General features: G+C 74.0%; 18 protein-coding genes. 11 read left to right on the top strand and 7 right to left on the bottom strand.

The window, feature by feature from the left end; all coding sequences use genetic code 11:
* Positions 1–299 precede the first annotated feature (299 nt).
* Complete coding sequence (locus ACSU6Z_RS05405; protein ID WP_437043377.1) at positions 300–569, top strand: hypothetical protein; 270 nt, start codon at positions 300–302, stop codon at positions 567–569.
* Positions 570–1,254: 685 nt separating this feature from the next.
* On the opposite strand, the gene ACSU6Z_RS05400 is transcribed toward ACSU6Z_RS05405, so the two are convergent.
* Together ACSU6Z_RS05400 and ACSU6Z_RS05395 are read right to left on the bottom strand one after the other, a co-directional pair.
* Entirely contained in the window at positions 1,255–2,037 is a 783-nt protein-coding gene (locus tag ACSU6Z_RS05400) for an ABC transporter permease (protein ID WP_437043375.1), read from the bottom strand.
* Positions 2,034–3,008, bottom strand: coding sequence for an ATP-binding cassette domain-containing protein (locus ACSU6Z_RS05395; RefSeq protein WP_437043373.1), 975 nt, complete (start codon positions 3,006–3,008; stop codon positions 2,034–2,036). The genes ACSU6Z_RS05400 and ACSU6Z_RS05395 overlap by 4 nt, the downstream gene beginning before the upstream one ends.
* Before the next feature lie 63 nt (positions 3,009–3,071).
* Between ACSU6Z_RS05395 and ACSU6Z_RS05390 the strand changes: the two genes are divergently transcribed.
* Positions 3,072–3,809 carry a TetR/AcrR family transcriptional regulator C-terminal domain-containing protein gene (locus tag ACSU6Z_RS05390; RefSeq protein ID WP_437043370.1) on the top strand — a complete coding sequence of 246 codons (738 nt, stop codon included), beginning with the start codon at positions 3,072–3,074 and terminating at the stop codon, positions 3,807–3,809.
* On the opposite strand, the gene ACSU6Z_RS05385 is transcribed toward ACSU6Z_RS05390, so the two are convergent.
* The 3 genes from ACSU6Z_RS05385 to hmgA are packed head-to-tail and all read right to left on the bottom strand — an operon-like array spanning position 3,806 to position 7,119.
* Positions 3,806–4,966: a type ISP restriction/modification enzyme gene (locus ACSU6Z_RS05385; protein ID WP_437043368.1), complete on the bottom strand. Its 1,161-nt coding sequence runs from the start codon at positions 4,964–4,966 to the stop codon at positions 3,806–3,808. The genes ACSU6Z_RS05390 and ACSU6Z_RS05385 overlap by 4 nt on opposite strands.
* A gap of 22 nt (positions 4,967–4,988) precedes the next feature.
* Positions 4,989–5,738, bottom strand: a complete 750-nt coding sequence (locus ACSU6Z_RS05380; protein WP_437043367.1) for a GntR family transcriptional regulator — start codon at positions 5,736–5,738, stop codon at positions 4,989–4,991.
* Between the two features lie 28 nt (positions 5,739–5,766).
* Complete coding sequence (gene hmgA / locus ACSU6Z_RS05375) at positions 5,767–7,119, bottom strand: homogentisate 1,2-dioxygenase (RefSeq protein ID WP_437043365.1); 1,353 nt, start codon at positions 7,117–7,119, stop codon at positions 5,767–5,769.
* Positions 7,120–7,326: 207 nt separating this feature from the next.
* On the opposite strand from hmgA, the gene ACSU6Z_RS05370 reads away from it, so the two are divergent.
* The 7 genes from ACSU6Z_RS05370 (at position 7,327) to ACSU6Z_RS05340 (ending at position 15,599) form a co-directional block, all read left to right on the top strand.
* On the top strand, positions 7,327–7,944 hold the full coding sequence (locus ACSU6Z_RS05370) for a TetR family transcriptional regulator (RefSeq protein ID WP_437043363.1): 618 nt from the start codon (positions 7,327–7,329) through the stop codon (positions 7,942–7,944).
* A gap of 159 nt (positions 7,945–8,103) precedes the next feature.
* On the top strand, positions 8,104–9,525 hold the full coding sequence (locus ACSU6Z_RS05365; protein WP_437043361.1) for a CitMHS family transporter: 1,422 nt from the start codon (positions 8,104–8,106) through the stop codon (positions 9,523–9,525).
* 49 nt (positions 9,526–9,574) lie between these two features.
* Positions 9,575–10,822, top strand: a complete 1,248-nt coding sequence (locus ACSU6Z_RS05360) for an MFS transporter (protein ID WP_437043359.1) — start codon at positions 9,575–9,577, stop codon at positions 10,820–10,822.
* Between the two features lie 47 nt (positions 10,823–10,869).
* Positions 10,870–11,343, top strand: a complete 474-nt coding sequence (locus ACSU6Z_RS05355; protein ID WP_437043357.1) for a DUF3574 domain-containing protein — start codon at positions 10,870–10,872, stop codon at positions 11,341–11,343.
* A 156-nt stretch (positions 11,344–11,499) separates the two neighbouring features.
* Complete coding sequence (locus ACSU6Z_RS05350; RefSeq protein WP_437043355.1) at positions 11,500–12,888, top strand: aldehyde dehydrogenase family protein; 1,389 nt, start codon at positions 11,500–11,502, stop codon at positions 12,886–12,888.
* 89 nt (positions 12,889–12,977) lie between these two features.
* Complete coding sequence (locus tag ACSU6Z_RS05345; RefSeq protein ID WP_437043353.1) at positions 12,978–14,063, top strand: Zn-dependent alcohol dehydrogenase; 1,086 nt, start codon at positions 12,978–12,980, stop codon at positions 14,061–14,063.
* A 207-nt stretch (positions 14,064–14,270) separates the two neighbouring features.
* Positions 14,271–15,599, top strand: coding sequence for an MFS transporter (locus ACSU6Z_RS05340; protein WP_437043351.1), 1,329 nt, complete (start codon positions 14,271–14,273; stop codon positions 15,597–15,599).
* Positions 15,600–15,701: 102 nt separating this feature from the next.
* On the opposite strand, the gene ACSU6Z_RS05335 is transcribed toward ACSU6Z_RS05340, so the two are convergent.
* Both ACSU6Z_RS05335 and ACSU6Z_RS05330 read right to left on the bottom strand, forming a co-directional pair.
* Positions 15,702–16,424, bottom strand: coding sequence for an ArsR/SmtB family transcription factor (locus tag ACSU6Z_RS05335; RefSeq protein WP_437043349.1), 723 nt, complete (start codon positions 16,422–16,424; stop codon positions 15,702–15,704).
* Between the two features lie 34 nt (positions 16,425–16,458).
* Positions 16,459–17,109 carry a TetR/AcrR family transcriptional regulator gene (locus ACSU6Z_RS05330; protein ID WP_437043347.1) on the bottom strand — a complete coding sequence of 217 codons (651 nt, stop codon included), beginning with the start codon at positions 17,107–17,109 and terminating at the stop codon, positions 16,459–16,461.
* A gap of 110 nt (positions 17,110–17,219) precedes the next feature.
* Between ACSU6Z_RS05330 and ACSU6Z_RS05325 the strand changes: the two genes are divergently transcribed.
* Together ACSU6Z_RS05325 and ACSU6Z_RS05320 are read left to right on the top strand one after the other, a co-directional pair.
* Positions 17,220–18,371, top strand: a complete 1,152-nt coding sequence (locus ACSU6Z_RS05325) for an acyl-CoA dehydrogenase family protein (protein WP_437043346.1) — start codon at positions 17,220–17,222, stop codon at positions 18,369–18,371.
* A gap of 77 nt (positions 18,372–18,448) precedes the next feature.
* Positions 18,449–18,736 carry a YiaA/YiaB family inner membrane protein gene (locus tag ACSU6Z_RS05320; protein WP_437043344.1) on the top strand — a complete coding sequence of 96 codons (288 nt, stop codon included), beginning with the start codon at positions 18,449–18,451 and terminating at the stop codon, positions 18,734–18,736.
* Positions 18,737–18,785: the final 49 nt, after the last annotated feature.

The raw sequence follows: 18,785 nt of genomic DNA, 5'->3' as shown, positions 1-18,785 counted from the left end.
CACGCCCCGGCACACCACCGCGCGACCTGGGCTTCCGTACCGGCGACACGCCTGGCCGACTTCCCCGCCCGGTCCGTCCGCCACGTCACCCGCCGTAACTGCGGGCCCCGGCGGGGGAGCGCCACAGGCCGCCGGCCAGCCCGTTGTCCAACTCGCCCCGAAGTACTTCGGATTCGGAGAGTGACCGTCAACCCCCTTGCGGGGAAGGTGAATCCCGCGACCGCGATACACGCGTGCCGCCCTGGGGCGATAGGGTTAGCCTGCCCGGGCCGGGTGGATTCGTACGGGTGGGGAGTGACATGGAACAGATAACAGTGCGCAGCAGGGCCAGGATCCCTGCGATCACCTGCGGGAGCAGCGCGACCAGCTCGCGCCTCGACCGTCACCTCGCAGTGCTCGGAGGGCCCGCCCTCCCGCAGCGGGAGACGCTGGAGGCGACCTCGCTGATGCGTGAGCTGACCGCGCGTGAGCCCGCGCACCGGCGAAGCGGCCGGGGCGCCCAGGTGGGCCGGGTCTCGCTCTTCGCACCCCTGCGCCGACTGCGCCGCTCGCTGTTCGGCGGCAACTGAAGGCCCACGCCCCGGCGACCGCACCGTCCCGGCGCCGCGCACACGCCGCCCGTCACCCCCACGGCACGCGGCGGCGCCCCGGTGCGCTCCCGAGCGCGGGCGTGTTCCACACCCGTCCGCCCGCCCCGACCCGCGGCAGCGGCGGCAGCTCCACCTGAGCGGGTTCCTCGCATCACCGTGTACTTCGTCCTGGAGAACGTCGGCGTCGACCTGTCCACGGGCTCCGACGCGTAGCTGATCGTGGCCACGTACCCGCTGACGACGATGCCGGGGGAACTGATCCCCCTCCGCGCCCGGATGCCGCTGCCGAGGGTGGTGGGCGTGCTGCTGGCCACCGTCGGCGCCTTCCCCGTCGTGCGTAACAGGGCGGAGGTCGGCGGCGGTTCACGCCGGCTGGGGGACATCCTGCTGCTGCTCGGCGGACCGGTCCGGGCCGGTTGCCACGTGCTCGGCAAGCAGGCGAGCGCCGGCCGCGCACGGAGTGAGCGATGCTCGCTAGCCGCCGGGTGCCGGCCCGGAGCCGGTGTCCGCACGGCTGACCGGTGCTCGGCCGCCGGGTGCGGGGCGGGGCCCGGCCGGGACGGTCGTGCGTCCCGGCCGGGCCCGGTTCGCCGGCGGTCCTCGCCGTGCCCGGGCCCGGCAGCCGTCGGCGGCGCTCACGGGCGATGCGCCCGGAACCGGCCGGTCAGCGCTCGCCGTGCGCGTACCGGCGAGCGGCGAGCGGCATGAACACCGCCAGCAGCACCGCGCACCAGGCCAGCGACCCGGCGACCGGATGCGCCACCGGCCAGGCGGCCCCCTCCGGCACGGGGGCGTTGCCGAACAGCTCCCGCAACGCCGTCGCCACCGCGCTGATCGGGTTCCACTCGGCGGCCGTGCGCAGCCAGCCGGGCAGGCCGTCGGCCGGGATGTAGGCGTTGGACAGCAGCGGCAGCAGGAACGTGGCGCTCCCGAGCTGCCCGGCGGCCTCCTCGTTGCGGGTCAGCAGGCCCAGGAAGATCCCCGTCCACGTCGTCGCGAACCGGAACAGCAGCAACAGGCCGAGGGCGCCCAGCGCTTCCGGCGCGCTCCCCTCGATCCGCCAGCCCACCGCGAGCCCGACCAGCAGGAGCGGCACCGTCCCGGCCGCCGTGACCACCACGTCCGCGACCGCCTGTCCGAGCGGCACCGCGGCCCGGCTCACCGGCAGGGCGCGGAAGCGGTCCGTCACCCCCCGGTGGACGTCCTGCGCCGCCTGGAACATGCCGGTCATGATCCCGTTCGCGGCCGTCGCCGCCAGCAGGCCCGGCACCAGGAAGGAGCGGTAGTCCTCGCCGGGCATCGCCAGCGCGCTGCCGAAGACGTAGCCGAAGAACAGCAGCATGGTGACCGGCATCGTCTGGGTGAGGACCAGCAGGCCGGGGTTGTTCCGTGTCCGCCGCAGCTGACGGCCCAGCATCGTGGTGCCGTCGTACACCAGTGAGCTCATGCCGCACGCTCCTCGTCGTCGCCGGTGGTGCCGTCCGTGGCCGTGCCCCGGGTGAGCCGCAGGAAGGCGTCGTCGAGGGTGGGCGGCCGCAGGCTCGCGTCGAGCAGCGGCACGCCCGCCGCGTCCAGTTCGCGCACCAGGCGGGGGAGGGTGAGCGTGGTGTCCCGGGTCACCACTCCGACCGCGTTGCGGTCCCGGTCGAACGACGGCTCGGCCCCGGTCATCCGGTCCAGCACGGCAGCCGCCCGCACCATGGCGTCCGCGTCGGCGACGACGACCTCGGCGTGCGCGCCCACCACCGCCTTGAGCTGCGCCGGCGACCCCGTGTGCGCGACCCGCCCCCGGTCCACCAGGGCGACGTCGTCGGCGAGCTGGTCGGCCTCCTCCAGGTACTGCGTGGTCAGCAGCACCGTCGTGCCGTCCCGCCGCAGCTCGCGCACGGCCTCCCGGATGTCGTTACGGGCGGCCGGGTCCAGACCGGTCGTCGGCTCGTCCAGGAAGAGGACGTCGGGCCGGCGGACCAGGCTCGCGGCCAGGTCGAGCCGCCGCCGCATGCCGCCGGAATAGGTGGAGACGGGCCGGTCGGCGGCCTCGGTCAGCCCGAAGCGGCCGAGCAGCTCCGCGGCCCGGTCCGCCGGACCGCGCACCCGGTGCAGCCGGGCGAACAGCCGCAGGTTCTCCCGTCCGGTGAGGTCGCCGTCGACCGACGCGTACTGCCCGGTGACGCCGATCCGACGGCGTACCGCGGCGGCCTCCCGGAGGAGGTCGTGCCCGGCGATCCGGGCGGAGCCCGCGTCGGGCCGCAGCAGCGTCGTCAGCAGGCGGACGGCCGTGGTCTTGCCCGCCCCGTTCGGCCCGAGGACCGCGCAGACCGTTCCCGCGGCCACCGCGAGATCCAGCCCGCGCACCGCGTGGACCCGGCCGAACCGCTTCTCCAGACCCTCACTAAGTACAGCGTACGTAGTAGTCATGGGTCGACCATAGCGCACTACGTACGGTGTACGTAACTAGGATGGGGCAAGAGGTGATGATCGATGGCGGGCCGAGCGGCCGTACCCGAAGTGATCTGGACGCGCCCCGAGCGCGCGGGCCGTGGGCCCCGTCCGGCGTACTCCCGCGCCGACATCGCGGCGGCGGCGGTGCGGATCGCCGACGCCGAGGGGCTCGAGGCGGTCTCGATGCGCCGCGTCGCCGCCGAACTGGGCTGCGGCACCATGTCGCTCTACAACTACGTCCCCCGCAAGGAGGACCTGCACGAGCTGATGGTGGACGCCGTCGCCGGCGAGCACGAACTGTGGGAACCGTCGGGCGACTGGCGTGCCGACATGCTCCGGGTGGCCCGGCAGACCCGCGCGCTGATGCGCCGGCACCCGTGGCTGCCGCGCCTGATGTCGTCGGCGTACGGCTTCGGCCCCAACACCCTGCGCTACCTCGAACACTGCATGGCCTGCCTCGACTCGTTCGACGCGCCCTACGGCACCAAGATGGAGCTGGTCGCGATGGTGAACGGCTGCGTCACCGTGTACGTCTCGAACGAGCTGGCCACGGCGGAGCGCACCCGGTCGCTGCCGTGGTCGGAGGAACAGGAGAACGCCGTGCGGGCCGCCTACCTGGGCGGCCAGATGGCGGGCGGCGCCTACCCCCGCCTGGCCGCCGCCTTCCTCCAGGACCCGGGGCCGATCGACCTGGAGGCGGTGTTCGAGCGCATGCTGGGGCGGGTGCTCGACGGCTTCGAGCCCGCGGGCCGGCGTCCGGGGCCCGACAGGGTTTAGACCAGAGCGAACTGCCCCTCCGGGCCCTCCTCCCGGTGGTCCAGCACCGAGGCGGGCCGACGGGCCCGCTCCGGCACCGGGAGCACTCCCGCCGCGCGCAGTTCGGCCGTGGTGACCGGTTCGGTCACCGTCAGCGCCTCCAGGGCCGGACGGAGTTCGGCGAGCAGCGCGAGGACCGTGATGAGTTCCAGGAGTTCCGAGGTCCAGGTCTGCGGCCAGTGGGCCGGGCCGATCGCGGCCAGCGTGCCCGGCTCGCCCCCGGCGGTACGGGCGGCGAACCACCGCTCCAGGACGCGGACCCCGCCCGCCTCGAAGTCCCAGGCGTCCGGCGGCACCGGGGAGACGCGGCCCTCGTCGAGGTGGAGCGTCTCCCCGGCCCGGTCGTAGTGGAGGGCGCGGGGGCGTGCCGGCAGCGGGGCGCGGACGTACGGGCGGCGGCCGCCGGGCAGCTTGGGCCGCTCGCCGTCGCGCCGCATCAGCCACAGCGCGCGGTGTCCCAGCGCGACGCCGTGGGCCCACAGGGCGGGGTCCGCGGTGAGCGGGACGCGCGGGCCGGGCCGGGCCGCCGCCACGATCCAGGCCAGCACGTCCGGCGGGCCGGGGGCGTGGCCGAGGCGGGCGGCGAGGTGGTCCAGGAGCCCGGGGGCCAGGTTGGGCTCCGTGCCGCCCGGGCGGCGGTAGAGCGGACGGACGCGGCCGGGGCGGAGCAGCGGGAGCAGGGAGGTGGCGAGGAGGAGCGGGCCGGGAGCGGGGGCGGGTGTCTCCACGACGAAGATCTGCCGCTCGTCCGCCACCCGCCACAGCTCCGGACGGGCCGCGTCGATCAGCCGGTGGTCGGGGATGAGCCACTGCTCGTCGAAGGGGGCGCGCAGTACCCGGACCGGTTCCGGGCACGGACCCGCGGCGCGCGCCAGCCTCTCCGTGCCGCCGCCCCGGCCCGGCAGCTGCCCGACCGCCGTGTGCAGCGTGCGTGAGCGCGTCGGCTCGAACAGGACCTCCCGATCGGGACCCTCCGCCTTCACCAAGGCGTCCCAACGGGCCCTGAGCGAGGCCGGGTCGGGTCCCGCGGGCCAGCCCCGGCCGAGCCGCGGCGGTGCGACGGACCACGGCATGAGGTCCGCCAGCAGCGGAGCGTCGTCGTACGTCACGCCGGGCATCGTACGACGGTGCGCGAGGGCCTCAGGTGGCGTCCAGCGTGACCGTGAAGGAGAAGCGGTCGCCCCGGTAGTGGATGACCGCCACGTCCAGCACCCGCCCGTCCGTGTCGTAGGTGACGCCCGTGTAGTGGAGGATCGGGCTGAGCAGCGGGACCCGCAGCAGCCGTGCCGTCTCCGGGTCCGCGAGCCGGGCCTGGACGGTGTCCGTGATCCGGCTGATGTCCGCGCCGGCGACGTCCCGCAGCACCTTGGTCATCGGCCGGCGGGCCAGGTCGTCCGGCTCGATGCGCGCGGCCAGTTCGGGACGGACCCAGTTGCGGGCGTGGTTGGTGGGCTCGCCGGTCTTCTCGTCGCGGCGCAGCCGGTGGTACGTCGCCGTCTCGGCCAGATCCGGGAAGTACTCGGCCAGTTCCGCCGGCACCGGTCCGCTGCCGTGCTCCAGCAGCTCGGTCACCATGCCGGACTGCTGGGCCACGATCGCGTCCACCGATCCCAGCAACCGGACCGGGGTGCCCCGCCGGGCGTGCGGCTCGATGAACGTGCCGCGCCGGCGGTGGCGGCTGATCAGCCCCTCCTCCTCCAGCTCCTTCAGCGCCTGCCGCATGGTCAGCACGCTCACGCCGTAGTGCCCGGCCAGCTGCTCCTCGGTGGGCAGGCGCAGCGGGTCCCGGGGCGAGCGGCCGAGTATCGAGGCGCGCAACGACTGCGAGACCTGGTACCACAGCGGCAGCTTGCGGTTCAGGACGAGGGAGTCCGGGGCGAAGGAGGTCACGGGGTCATCCGTACCGGCGGGGGAGGGATCAGGGCAAGGGGCGGAAGTGCCGCTCCAGGCCCTGCCAGACGTCGTCGTAGCGCTGTTGCAGGTGCTCGGCGCGGGCCGCCCGGGGGGTGAGGGTCACGGGCCACCGCGTCTCGAACATGAACGCCAGCCCGTCGTCGACCTTCTGCGGCTTCAGGTCGGCGGCGCTCGCCCTGTCGAACGTCTCGCGGTCCGGTCCGTGCGCCGACATCATGTTGTGCAGCGAGCCGCCGCCCGGCACGAAGCCCTCCGCCTTGGCGTCGTAGGCGCCCTCGATCAGGCCCATGTACTCGCTCATCACGTTGCGGTGGAAGTACGGCGGCCGGAACGTGTCCTCGCCCACCAGCCAGCGCGGCGCGAAGACGACGAAGTCGACGTTCGCGAGACCCGGGGTCTCGGAGGGGGAGGTGAGCACCGTGAAGATGGACGGGTCGGGGTGGTCGTAGGAGATGGTCCCGAGCACGTTGAAGCGGCGCAGGTCGTAGACGTACGGCACGTGGGTGCCGTGCCAGGCGACCACGTCGAGGGGGGAGTGGTCGTAGGTGGCCGTCCAGAGGTTGCCGCAGAACTTGCCGACCACCTCCACCGGGCCCTCCACGTCCTCGTACGCCGCGACCGGGGCCCGGAAGTCCCGCGGGTTGGCGAGGCCGTTGGCGCCGATCGGGCCGAGGTCGGGGAGGCGGAAGGGGGCGCCGTAGTTCTCGCAGACGTAGCCGCGGGCGGTGCCGTCGAGCAGCTCGACGCGGAAGCGGACCCCGCGCGGGATCAGCGCCACATGGCCCGGCTCGGCGTGCAGCAGGCCGAACTCGGTGCGCAGCAGCAGCCCGCCGCGCTCCGGGACGATCAGCAGCTCGCCGTCCGCGTCGCCGAAGACCCGCTCCATCGAGGTGTTGGCGTGGTACAGGTGTACGGCCATGCCGGTGCGCCGGGTGGCGTCGCCGTTGCCGCCGAGGGTCCACAGGCCCGCCAGGAAGTCCGTTCCGGCGGGCGGTTCGGGCAGCGGGTTCCAGCGCAGGCGGTTGGGGTCGGGGGCCATGTCGGTGAAGGGCGCGGTGGCCGTCGCGCCGTTGTCCGCGCGGGTGAACGCCGGGTGCGCGGCCGACGGGCGGATGCGGTACAGCCACGAGCGCCGGTTGTACGCCCTCGGTTCGGTGAACGCCGTGCCGCTGAGCTGCTCCGCGTACAGGCCGAGGGGCGCCCGCTGCGGTGAGTTGCGGCCCTGGGGCAGAGCGCCCGGTACGGCCTCGGAGCTGTGCTCGTTGCCGAAGCCGGACAGGTACGTCAGCTGTTCCGCGGCCTTCCGAACTCCCCCGCGCTCGAACCCGCTCGCGCGGGAGGCACCCCCATCGACCATGATCGCTCCCTCGCCGCCGAACCACACGCCGGCCGGTGCCGGCCGGTTCCGTGATTGATTCCTATGCATCACCGTAGGAATGAGGGCCTCGCGGGCGCAAGGGGTGTGCGGGCGGCGGGTGGGGCGAGGGCCGGGCGAGGAAGTGGGGTGGGGGCCGCGGGCCCGTACCGGGAGACACGGTTCACCCGGCCGCGGCGAGAAGGCATCATGAGGGCCGTGCCCCACGCGACATCCCTCCGCCGCGCCCCGGTGCAGCGGCGCAGCGCCGAACGGCTGACCAGGATCCTCGACGCCTGCGCCGACCTCCTGGACGAGGTCGGCTACGAGGCCCTGAGCACCCGGGCGGTGGCCCTGCGCGCCGGTGTGCCCATCGGCTCGGTGTACCGCTTCTTCGGCAACAAGCGGCAGATGGCCGACGCGCTCGCCCAGCGCAACCTGGAACGGTACGCGCAGCGCGTGACCGAGCGGCTGAGGAAGACCGGCGACGGCGGCTGGCGCGCGGCGCTGGACGCGATGCTCGACGAGTACCTGGCGATGAAGCGGTCCGCGCCCGGCTTCTCGCTCGTCGACTTCGGCAACCAGATACCGGTCGGCGCCAGGCGCGCCGGGCCCAACCACCGCGTCGCCGACCGCTTCACCGCACTGCTGTCCGGGCACATCGGCCGCGACCTCGACGACGATGTGCGCCGCGCCTTCCTCGTCGCCGTGGAGACCGCCGACACCCTGGTGCACCTCGCCTTCCGGGTCGCGCCGGACGGGGACGAGAAGATCATCCAGGAGGTGCGGGAGTTGCTGCGGGCGTACCTGGGGCGGGTACTGGACTGACGCACCGGCTGTCGCAGCGGCGTACACGCGGCTGTGACCTGGAGTTTTGCGCTTATTGCTCGCGTGTCAACATCTTGTTAACACTGCTGGGCGGCACCTAACGTCGTCGCACCGCCTGCCCTGGTGGGATGTTCAAGGGCGAACGTTAGGTGTCCACTCATGCTGACCATCCTCGGCTTCGTCATGATCGCGACCTTCCTGGTCCTGATCATGCTGAAGAAGATGTCGCCGATCGCGGCGCTCGTGCTGATCCCCGCGCTGTTCTGCGTGCTCGTCGGCAAGGGCGCCCACCTGGGCGACTACGTCGTCGACGGCGTGACCGACCTCGCCCCGACGGCGGCGATGCTCATGTTCGCGATCATCTACTTCGGGGTGATGATCGACGTCGGCCTCTTCGATCCGGTCGTCCGCGCGATCCTGGGGTTCTGCAAGGCCGACCCCATGCGCATCGTCGTCGGCACCGCCGTACTGGCCGCGATCGTCTCCCTGGACGGCGACGGCTCGACCACCTTCATGATCACGGTCTCGGCGATGTACCCGCTGTACAAGCGCCTGAAGATGAGCCTGGTCGTGATGACCGGGGTCGCCGCGATGGCCAACGGCGTGATGAACACCCTGCCCTGGGGCGGCCCCACCGCCCGCGCCGCCACCGCGCTGAAGGTGGACGCCGCCGACGTCTTCGTCCCGATGATCCCGGCCCTGGCCGCCGGCCTCCTCTTCGTCCTCCTCCTGGCCTACGTGCTCGGTGTCCGCGAGCGCCGGCGGCTGGGCGTGCTGACGCTGGACGAGGCGCTCGCGGAGGGCAAGGAGAAGGAGGAGGAGCAGGAGACCGAGACGGTGCTGGTCGGTGCCGGTGCCGGTGCCGGTGCCGGGAAGGGCAGGACGCGCACCGGCGGCTCCGGCGCCGCGCCGCACGACACCGCCGACCGCGGCGACGGACTCCACGGCATCGACCCGGACCGGCCCACCCTGCGTCCCCGGCTGTACTGGTTCAACGCGCTGCTCACGGTCGCCCTGCTCACCTCCATGATCATGGAGTGGCTGCCGATCCCGGTGCTGTTCCTGCTCGGCGCCGCGCTCGCCCTCACCGTGAACTTCCCGCACATGCCCGACCAGAAGGCCCGCATCGCCGCGCACGCCGAGAACGTCCTCAACGTCTCCGGCATGGTCTTCGCCGCCGCCGTCTTCACCGGCGTCCTCCAGGGCACCGGCATGGTCGACCACATGGCCACCTGGCTGGTGGACAACATCCCCGACGGGATGGGTCCGCACATGGCGCTGGTCACCGGCGTGCTCAGCATCCCGCTGACGTACTTCATGTCGAACGACGGCTTCTACTTCGGCATCCTCCCGGTGCTCGCGGAGGCCGGCCAGGCGCACGGCGTCTCCACGCTGGAGATCGCGCGCGCCTCCATCGTCGGCCAGCCGCTGCACATGTCGAGCCCGCTGGTCCCGGCCGTCTACGTCCTCGTCGGCATGGCCAAGGTCGAGTTCGGCGACCACACCAGGTTCGTGGTGAAGTGGGCCGTGCTGACCTGCCTCACCGTCCTCGGCGCGGCCGTCCTGTTCGGCATCGTCTGACCTCCCCGGCGCGGCCTTCCCGACCCCCTTCACCGAAAGGACCACGATCATGGAGCCCGGTGGGAGCCGCGGCTGGCTGCTCCGCCTCGTCATCGCCTTCGGCTGCGCGCAGGGGGCGGTGTCGATGGCCCGGCCCGCCGTCTCCTACCGGGCCCTGGCGCTCGGTGCGGACGAGCGGGCGGTCGGCGTCATCGCGGGCGTGTACGCGCTGCTGCCGCTGTTCGCCGCCGTGCCCCTCGGCCGCCGCACCGACCAGGGCCGCTGCGCGCCGCTGCTGCCGGCCGGTGTGCTCCTGATCGCCGGCGGCTGCGCGCTGAGCGGCGTCGCGGACTCCCTGTGGGCGATGGCGCTGTGGAGCGGCGTGATGGGACTCGGCCACCTCTGCTTCGTCATCGGCGCCCAGTCACTGGTCGCCCGCCGCTCCGCGCCGCACGAACAGGACCGCAACTTCGGGCACTTCACCATCGGAGCCTCCCTCGGCCAACTCGTCGGCCCGATCGCCGCCGGGGCCCTCGTCGACGGCCACGACATGGCCGGCAGCAGCGCGCTCGCCCTGCTGGCCGCGGGCGCGGGCGCCGCCGTCGGGTTCACCTCGCTGTGGCGCATCGAGGGCCCCGCGGCCGTCGCGTCCCCTTCCGGGCGCGGGGAGCGGGTCCCGGTCCGGCGCATCCTGCGCGCCCGCGGCGTGCCGGCGGGCATCCTCGTCAGCCTGTCGGTGCTGTCCGCGACGGACATCCTCACCGCCTACCTCCCGGTGGTCGGCGAGCACCGCGGCATCGCGCCCTCCGTCATCGGCGTCCTGCTCAGCCTGCGCGCGGCGGCCACGATCGCCTGCCGCCTGGTGCTGACGCCCCTGCTGCGGCTGCTGGGCCGGACCGTCCTGCTGACCGCGACCTGTCTGCTGGCGGCCCTGCTGTGCGCGGGCGTCGCGCTGCCGGTGCCGGTGTGGGCGCTGGCGGTGATGCTCGCCGCCCTCGGCTTCTGCCTCGGCGTCGGCCAGCCGCTGTCCATGACGACCGTCGTCCAGGCCGCCCCCGACGGCGCCCGCTCGACGGCCCTCGCCCTGCGCCTGACCGGCAACCGCCTCGGACAGGTCGCCGCACCCGCCGGGGCGGGCCTGGTCGCCGGCGCCACCGGCGCGGCCACCCCCTTCGTCATGCTCGGCGGCCTGCTGCTGCTCTCCGCGGGCGTCGCCCTGCGCTCCCCGGCCGGACCGGCCGATCCGGCCGGGGGGCAGCCGCCCGCCGCGGGCACCCGCCGGGCGCGGGCGCCGCGGCGCACCACCCGCCGGCGGTGAGGCGGCACGGGTGGGCGGGCGGCCCGCGACCGGGTAGGGAAGGGGGCATGGACTTCCCTCCCATCCGGGGCCGCAGGGCCCTCGTGACGGCCGGTCTCCTGCTGGCCGTCGCCGCGCCCACCGCGTACGCCACCCTCGACGGCGACGGCGACGGCACGCCCTCCGTCGCGGCCGCCGCGCCGGCGCGCGGTGCGCCGTACGCCGAGACCCGGCTCCTCTTCGGCACCGAGCGGTCCGACGGCGAACCGGCCGTCACCGAGGAGCAGTTCACCGCGTTCGTCGACGAGGAGGTCACGCCCGGCTTCCCGGACGGGCTGACCGTGCGGAGCGGGCGCGGGCAGTGGCGCGACGCGAGCGGGCGGATCCAGAAGGAGCGGTCGTACGAACTGATCCTGCTGTATCCGGTGGCGCGGGCGGCGCGGAGCGACCGGCGGATCGAGGAGATCCGCCGGGCCTACGAGAAGGCGTTCGCCCAGGAGTCGGTCGGCCGGGTGGACCTGCGGGCCAGGGTCGACTTCTGACCCTCGCCCCGGTCCCGTCCTCCGCCCCGGTCCCGGTCCCGTCCTCCGCTGCCGTTCCGCGGCGGGTGGCCGTGCCATGGCGGCCACCCCTGGTGCCGGAAAACTAACAGCGCTAGTTTGGGGCGCGGACGACGAGGCCCGCCCGGAGGGAACGTGATGAAGGCACACGACGGCATGTACATCGACGGCACCTGGCGGCCCGCCGCGGGCCGGGACGTGATCGAGGTGGTGAACCCGGCCGACGAACAGGTGATCGCGCAGGTTCCCGCCGGCGACGCCGTGGACGTCGACACCGCAGTACGGGCCGCCCGCGCCGCCCTGCCGGGCTGGGCCGCCACCCCGCCCGCCGAGCGCGCCGCCCGCCTGGCGGCCCTGCGGGACGTCCTGGTGGCCCGGGCCGGCGAGATCGCCGAGACCGTCACCGCCGAACTGGGCTCGCCGCTGAAGTTCTCGCAGACCGTGCACGTGGGGGCGCCGATCGCGGTCGCGGGCTCGTACGCCGAGCTGACGGCGGCGTACGCCTTCGAGGAGAGGATCGGCAACTCCACCGTCTACCAGGAGCCGGTCGGCGTCGTCGGCGCCATCACCCCCTGGAACTACCCCCTGCACCAGATCGTCGCCAAGGTCGCCCCGGCGCTGGCGGCCGGCTGCACCCTCGTACTGAAGCCCGCCGAGGACACCCCGCTCACCGCACAGCTGTTCGCCGAAGCGGTGCACGAGGCCGGCGTCCCGGCGGGCGTCTTCAACCTGGTCACCGGCCTCGGTCCGGTCGCGGGCCAGGCCCTGGCCGAACACCCCGGCGTCGACCTGGTCTCCTTCACCGGCTCCACGGCCGTCGGCAGGAAGATCGCCGCGATCGCCGGCGCCGCCGTCAAGAAGGTCGCCCTCGAACTCGGCGGCAAGTCCGCCAACGTCATCCTGCCCAGCGCCGACCTGGCCCGGGCCGTCAACGTCGGCGTCGCCAACGTCATGTCCAACTCCGGCCAGACGTGCAGCGCCTGGACCCGGATGCTGGTCCACCGCGATCGGTACGACGAGGCCGTCGGGCTGGCCGCGGCCGCCGCCGCCAAGTACGGCGACCGCATCGGCCCCGTCGTCAACGCCAAGCAGCGGGCCAGGGTGCGCGGTTACATCGAGAAGGGCCTCGCCGAGGGCGCCCGCCTCGTCGCGGGCGGACCCGAAGCGCCGCGCGAGCGGGGCTACTTCGTCAGCCCCACCGTCTTCGCCGACGTCACCCCCGGCATGACCGTCGCCCAGGAGGAGATCTTCGGCCCGGTCCTGTCGGTCCTCTCCTACGAGGACGAGGAGGACGCCCTGCGGATCGCCAACGGCACGGTCTACGGCCTCGCCGGCGCCGTCTGGGCCGCGGACGAGGCCGAGGCGGTCGCCTTCGCCCGCCGCATGGAGACCGGCCAGGTGGACATCAACGGCGGACGGTTCAACCCGCTGGCGCCCTTCGGCGGGTACAAGCAGTCGGGCGTCGGGCGCGAACTCGGCGTCCACGGCCTGGCGGAATACCTCCAGACCAAGTCGCTCCAGTTCTAGCCGCTCCCGTCCGGTTCCTTCCGGTGAAGTCCCTCCGGTCCCGTCCTCCAGTCCCGTCCCTCCAGTTCACAGGAGAGGTGCCGTAACCCATGGCTGTCCGCGCCGCCGTCGTCCCCGCCCCGGGGGCCCCGCTGGAGATCACCGGGGTAGACCTCCCCGAGCCCGGCCCCGGCCGGGTCCGCGTCCGGCTCGCCGCCGCCGGGGTCTGCCACTCCGACCTGTCCCTGTCCAACGGCACCATGCGGGTGCCGGTCCCCGCCGTCCTCGGCCACGAGGGCGCGGGCACCGTCGTCGCCGTCGGCGAGGGCGTCTCCCACGTCGCGCCCGGTGACGGCGTCGTCCTCAACTGGGCGCCGTCCTGCGGCACCTGCCACCCCTGCTCGCTGGGCGAGGTCTGGCTGTGCGACAACGCCCTGGCGGGCGCCGCCGAGGTGTACGCCCGCCGCGCGGACGACGGCACCGGGCTGCACCCCGGCCTCAACGTCGCCGCGTTCGCCGAGGAGACCGTGGTCCGCGCCTCCTGCGTCCTGCCCGCCCCGGACGGCATCCCGCTCACCGACGCCGCCCTGCTCGGCTGCGCGGTCCTCACCGGCTACGGCGCCGTCCACCACTCGGCCCGGGTGCGGCCGGGCGAGACGGTGGCCGTGTTCGGCGCCGGGGGAGTGGGGCTGGCCACCCTCCAGGCGGCCCGCATCGCGGGCGCCTCGAAGATCGTCGCGATCGACGTCTCCCCGCGGAAGGAGGGGCTGGCCCGCGCCGCCGGCGCCACGGACTACGTCGTCGCCTCCGACACCACGGCCCGCGAGGTCCGCGCCCTCACCGGCAAGCGGGGCGTGGACGTCGCCGTCGAGTGCGTGGGCCGCGCCGACACCATCCGCACCGCCTGGGAATCCACCCGGCGCGGCGGACGCACCACCGTCGTCGGCATCGGCGGCAAGGACCAGCAGGTCACCTTCAACGCACTGGAGATCTTCCACTGGGGCCGGACCCTGTCCGGCTGCGTCTACGGCAACTGCGACCCGGCCCGCGACCTCCCGGTGCTGGCCGAGCACGTCCGCGCCGGCCGCCTCGACCTGGGTGTCCTGGTGACCGAGCGCATCGCCCTGGACGGCATCCCGGCCGCCTTCGAGAACATGCTGGCGGGCAAGGGCGGACGGGCGCTGGTCGTCTTCTAGCGCCCGCCCCAGGACCTGTCGGCCCCACGACCCCGGCCCCCTCGGGACGCCGGGGTCCCGGGCGTGCCCGCGGCCCCCGGCGCCGCGTCCGGGAGGACGGAAACTGCCGCCGCACGACCCGTTGACGTCCATACCGTCCGGTCAGTACGTTCCCGGGACCCGAGCCACCCCCCGGTTCCGTCCCCCGCACCCCCGGAGCGCGCACCCATGGACACGGCACCTTCCGCGCAACCGCTCACCCCCGCCCCCGCCGCCCCCGCGGACCGCAACCGCCGCCGCGTCGCCACGGCGGCCGCCCTCGCCTCCGCCGTCGAGTGGTACGACTACTTCGTCTTCGGCATCGCCGCCGCCCTCGTCCTCGGCGACCTGTACTTCCCCTCCGGCAGCTCCACCGCCGCGGTCCTGGCCTCCTTCGCCACCTTCGCCGTCGGCTTCCTCGCCCGCCCGCTGGGCGGCATCGTCGCCGGGCAGCTCGGCGACAAGAAGGGCCGCAAGCCCATGCTGGTCCTCGCGCTCACCCTGATGGGCCTGGCCACCACCGGCATCGGCCTGCTGCCCACGTACGACACGATCGGCGTCGCCGCGCCGGTCCTGCTCGTCCTCCTGCGCGTCGTCCAGGGCGTCGCCGTCGGCGCCCAGTGGGGCGGGGCGATGCTGCTGGCCACCGAGTACGCCCCCGAGGGCAGACGCGGCGTCTACGGCAGCGTCGTCCAGCTCGGCGTCCCCATCGGCGTGGTGACCGCCAACACCGTCTTCCTGGTGGCCGGCGCGCTCACCGGCGAGGCGGCGTTCGAGTCCTGGGGCTGGCGGGTGCCGTTCCTGGTGGGCCTGCTCGTCCTGGGCCTGGCCTGGTACATCCACACCCGCGTCGAGGAGACCCCGGAGTTCCGGCGGGCCGAACGCGCGCTGGCCGAGAAGGAGAAGGGCGAGCGCACCTCACCGCTGCGCACCATCGTGCGCGGCCACCTCGGCACGGTGTTCCTGGCCGGCGGCTCCTTCGCCGTGAACACCGCGACGTTCTACATCCTCATCACCGGCGTCCTCGACTACACCACCCGCGAACTGGACATGGCGCGCGGGCCGGTGCTCACCGTCTCCCTCTGCGTCAGCCTCACCCAGCTCGTGCTGATCCCGGCCTCCGCCGCCCTGTCCGACCGGATCGGCCGCATCCGCATCTACGCGCTCGGCGCGGCCGGCCTCGCGCTGTGGGCCGTACCGCTGTTCCTGCTGATCGACACCGGTTCGCTGCTGTGGCTGGCGGTCGGCACGTTCGTCGCCAGCTGCTTCCTGAGCGTCATGTACGGCCCTCAGGCCGCCCTGTTCGCCGAACTGTTCACCGCCGAGATGCGCTACACCGGCGCCTCCCTCGGCTACCAGATCGCGGCCGTCGGCGGCGGCGGACTCGCGCCGTTCGTGATGGTGCTGCTGCTGGAGGCGACGGGCACGTCGATGGCCGTCTCCGGCTACATCATCGCGCTCGCGGTGATCGCCCTGCTGTCCATCAAGGTCCTGGCCGGCAGGGCGCGTTCGCGCTGACCGCGAGGCGATGCCGGGCCGCGGACCCGCCCACCACGGCGGCGGGACGCACGGCCGTCCCGCCTGCCACCGGCACGCGGCAGGCGGGCGGGGCGCCGACGCTCAGCGCAGCGCCTCCGCCTCGATGCCGAGCAGCTCGGACAGCGCCCGCTCACCCGCCGGCGTCACCTTCACCGCCCGCTCGGAGCCGATGCGCACGCACCAGCCGGTGTCCAGTGCGTGCCGGCACAGGGCCGCGCCCGCGGCGCCCGCGAGATGGGGCCGCCGCTCGGTCCAGTCCAGGCAGGCGCGGGCGAGGGGGCGGCGGCCGGTGCGGTCGAGGCGGATGCCGACGGTGCCGAACCAGGCCGGCCCGGCGTCCGTGAGCGCGAAGCCGGTGTCCTGCCGCAGCAGTCCCCGGGCGGTCAGCGCGTCGGTCACCGCGGTCCCGAGCCGCCCGGCGAGGTGGTCGTAGCAGGTGCGGCCGCGGGCCATCGCCGACCCGGCGCCCGCCGCGCGCAGGGCGCGCGGACGCCGGGCCGCGGCCTGGGGCGCGACCTGCGCGGCCAGGTCCTCCACGAGCTGCGCGACCCGCGCGTCGGCCAGCCGTACGTACCGGTGCCGGCCCTGCCGCTCCTCGGCGAGCAGACCGCCCGCGACCAGCTTGCCGAGGTGTTCGCTCAGCGTCGACGCGGCGACTCCCGCGTGCCGGGCCAGCTCACCGGCGGTCCACGCCCGCCCGTCGAGCAGTGCCGGCAGGCACGTGGCCCGCGTCCCGTCGGCGATCAGCGCGGCGAACCGCGCCAGCGGTGCGGCTCGGGGGTTGTCGGCCATGGGCCCCAGCATGCGGCAGGGACCGTTCGGCGCGCACCGAAGGGTCCTAGGCGGGCGGGACGGTCCGCCGCACCTGCTCGTACTGCTGCGCCAGCCCGTCCAGCAGGGCCGCCAGCCCGGTTTCGAAGGCCCGCTCGTCGATCTTCTCCTGCTGCTCGGCCAGCAGGTGGGCCTGGCCGAGGTGCGGGTAGTCGGCCGGGTCGTAGGCGCTCGCGTCGTCCACGAAGCCCCCGGCGAAGGAGCCGAGGGCGGAGCCCATGATGAAGTACCGCATCAGCGCGCCGATGGAGGTCGCCTGCGCGGGCGGCCAGCCCGCGTCGACCATCGCGCCGTAGACGGCGTCCGCCAGGCGCAGCGCGGCCGGGCGGCGGCCGGGGCCGCGGGCCAGGACCGGGACGATGTTGGGGTGGTCGCGCAGTGCGGCCCGGTAGGAGACCGCCCAGTCGTGCAGCGCGGTCCGCCAGTCCCGGCCGTCCCCGAACATCGACAGGTCGACCTGGGCGCTGACCGAGTCGGCGACCGCCTCCAGGATCTCGTCCTTGGTGCGGAAGTGGTTGTAGAGCGAGGGCCCGCTGACCCCCAGCTCCGCGGCGAGCCGGCGCGTGGAGACGGCCGCGAGGCCCTCCGCGTCGACCAGGGCACGGGCCGCTTCCACGATGCGGTCGGTGCTGAGCAGGGGCTTGCGCGGTCGGGCCATGGCGCACATAGTAGGGCTGCGCTCGGAAACTAGCAGTGCTAATTTAAAGGTGCGGCTCCCAAGCCACGGCTTGCGCCGTTCTCTGTCGTCTTTCTGTGGGGTGACTCGGCATGAACCTGGAGCTCAGCGAGGAGCAGGCCGCCGTCCGGCAGCTCGCCCGGGACTTCGTCGAGCGGGAGATCGCCCCCCACGTCGTCGCCTGGGACCGCGCCGAGGAGGTCGACCGCTCGATCGTGAAGAAGCTGGGCGAGATCGGGTTCCTCGGGCTGACCGTCGACGAGGAGTACGGCGGCTCGGGCGGCGACCACCTCGCGTACTGCCTGGTGACGGAGGAGCTCGGCCGCGGGGACTCCTCCGTGCGCGGCATCGTCTCCGTCTCCCTCGGCCTGGTCGCCAAGACCATCGCCGCCTGGGGGAGCGAGGAGCAGAAGCGGCGCTGGCTGCCGGGGCTCACCTCCGGCGAGTACGTCGGCTGCTTCGGCCTGACCGAGCCGGGCACCGGCTCCGACGCCGGCAACCTGTCCACCCGCGCGGTGCGCGACGGCGGCGACTACGTCATCAACGGCACCAAGATGTTCATCACCAACGGCACCTGGGCCGACGTGGTGCTGCTCTTCGCCCGCTCCACCGACGCCCCCGGCCACAAGGGCGTCTCCGCCTTCCTCGTCCCCGCCGACACCCCCGGCCTGACCCGCCGCACCGTCCACGGCAAGCTCGGCCTGCGCGGCCAGGCCACCGCCGAGCTGGTGCTGCAGGACGTGCGCGTCCCCGCCTCCGCGATGATGGCGCCGGAGGGCAAGGGCTTCCCGGTCGCCATGTCGGCCCTCGCCAAGGGGCGGATGTCGGTCGCGGCGGGCTGCGTCGGCATAGCCCAGGCGGCTCTGGACGCGGCCGTGAAGTACGCCGGGGAGCGGGAGCAGTTCGGGAAGGCCATCGCCCGCCACCAGCTCGTCCAGGAACTGATCAGCGACATCGCCGTCGACGTGGACGCGGCCCGGCTGCTGACCTGGCGGGTCGCCGACCTCATCGACCGCGGGCAGCCCTTCGCCGTGGAGTCCTCCAAGGCCAAGCTGTTCGCCTCCGAGGCCGCCGTCCGCGCCGCCAACAACGCCCTCCAGGTCTTCGGCGGCTACGGCTACATCGACGAGTACCCGGCGGGCAAGCTGCTGCGCGACGCCCGTGTGATGACCCTCTACGAGGGCACCAGCCAGATCCAGAAACTCGTCATCGGACGCGCGCTGACGGGCGTGTCGGCGTTCTAGGCGCCCCCGGCCCTGAGTACGCGACCTGAGTACCCCGGCGGATGCGGCCCCGGCCGCATCCGCCGACCCTTGTCCCCATGAGCGACACACCGGTCAAGCAGCAGAGCACGGCCGCCTTCTACGGCCAGGCCGTCGCGTCCTTCGCGGTCGCCCTCGCCGCGACCGCCCTCGGCATCTTCAACCTGCGGACGGACGCCTGGGTGCGCGCCTTCCTGGCCGTCGCCGTCCTCTACCTCGTCACGTCCGCCTTCACCCTCGCCAAGGTCGTCCGCGACCGGCAGGAGGCCGGGCAGATCGTCAGCCGCGTCGACCAGGCGAGGCTGGAGAAGCTCCTCGCCGAGCACGACCCCTTCGAAAAGCTGTGAGCCGCCCGGGGCGGGCGCGCTAAGCGCCCGCTCACCCTCGGCGGTATGG

The sequence above is a fragment of the Streptomyces sp. enrichment culture genome (genome assembly GCF_964273145.1).
Lineage (GTDB): Bacteria > Actinomycetota > Actinomycetes > Streptomycetales > Streptomycetaceae > Streptomyces.
Note: the sequence above shows the minus strand (reverse complement) of the source record. Positions and strands in the feature narration are given on the sequence as shown.

What these genes read in the sequence shown, in the direction of transcription:
- ACSU6Z_RS05330 (WP_437043347.1), bottom strand. Translation starts at nt 17,109, where the DNA reads ATGGCCCGACCGCGCAAGCCCCTGCTCAGCACCGACCGCATCGTGGAA.
- ACSU6Z_RS05320 (WP_437043344.1), top strand. Translation starts at nt 18,449, where the DNA reads ATGAGCGACACACCGGTCAAGCAGCAGAGCACGGCCGCCTTCTACGGC.
- ACSU6Z_RS05395 (WP_437043373.1), bottom strand. Translation starts at nt 3,008, where the DNA reads ATGACTACTACGTACGCTGTACTTAGTGAGGGTCTGGAGAAGCGGTTC.
- hmgA (WP_437043365.1), bottom strand. Translation starts at nt 7,119, where the DNA reads ATGGTCGATGGGGGTGCCTCCCGCGCGAGCGGGTTCGAGCGCGGGGGA.
- ACSU6Z_RS05400 (WP_437043375.1), bottom strand. Translation starts at nt 2,037, where the DNA reads ATGAGCTCACTGGTGTACGACGGCACCACGATGCTGGGCCGTCAGCTG.
- ACSU6Z_RS05405 (WP_437043377.1), top strand. Translation starts at nt 300, where the DNA reads ATGGAACAGATAACAGTGCGCAGCAGGGCCAGGATCCCTGCGATCACC.
- ACSU6Z_RS05350 (WP_437043355.1), top strand. Translation starts at nt 11,500, where the DNA reads ATGAAGGCACACGACGGCATGTACATCGACGGCACCTGGCGGCCCGCC.
- ACSU6Z_RS05340 (WP_437043351.1), top strand. Translation starts at nt 14,271, where the DNA reads ATGGACACGGCACCTTCCGCGCAACCGCTCACCCCCGCCCCCGCCGCC.
- ACSU6Z_RS05345 (WP_437043353.1), top strand. Translation starts at nt 12,978, where the DNA reads ATGGCTGTCCGCGCCGCCGTCGTCCCCGCCCCGGGGGCCCCGCTGGAG.
- ACSU6Z_RS05365 (WP_437043361.1), top strand. Translation starts at nt 8,104, where the DNA reads ATGCTGACCATCCTCGGCTTCGTCATGATCGCGACCTTCCTGGTCCTG.
- ACSU6Z_RS05355 (WP_437043357.1), top strand. Translation starts at nt 10,870, where the DNA reads ATGGACTTCCCTCCCATCCGGGGCCGCAGGGCCCTCGTGACGGCCGGT.
- ACSU6Z_RS05390 (WP_437043370.1), top strand. Translation starts at nt 3,072, where the DNA reads ATGGCGGGCCGAGCGGCCGTACCCGAAGTGATCTGGACGCGCCCCGAG.
- ACSU6Z_RS05370 (WP_437043363.1), top strand. Translation starts at nt 7,327, where the DNA reads ATGAGGGCCGTGCCCCACGCGACATCCCTCCGCCGCGCCCCGGTGCAG.
- ACSU6Z_RS05335 (WP_437043349.1), bottom strand. Translation starts at nt 16,424, where the DNA reads ATGCTGGGGCCCATGGCCGACAACCCCCGAGCCGCACCGCTGGCGCGG.
- ACSU6Z_RS05325 (WP_437043346.1), top strand. Translation starts at nt 17,220, where the DNA reads ATGAACCTGGAGCTCAGCGAGGAGCAGGCCGCCGTCCGGCAGCTCGCC.
- ACSU6Z_RS05360 (WP_437043359.1), top strand. Translation starts at nt 9,575, where the DNA reads ATGGAGCCCGGTGGGAGCCGCGGCTGGCTGCTCCGCCTCGTCATCGCC.
- ACSU6Z_RS05385 (WP_437043368.1), bottom strand. Translation starts at nt 4,966, where the DNA reads ATGCCCGGCGTGACGTACGACGACGCTCCGCTGCTGGCGGACCTCATG.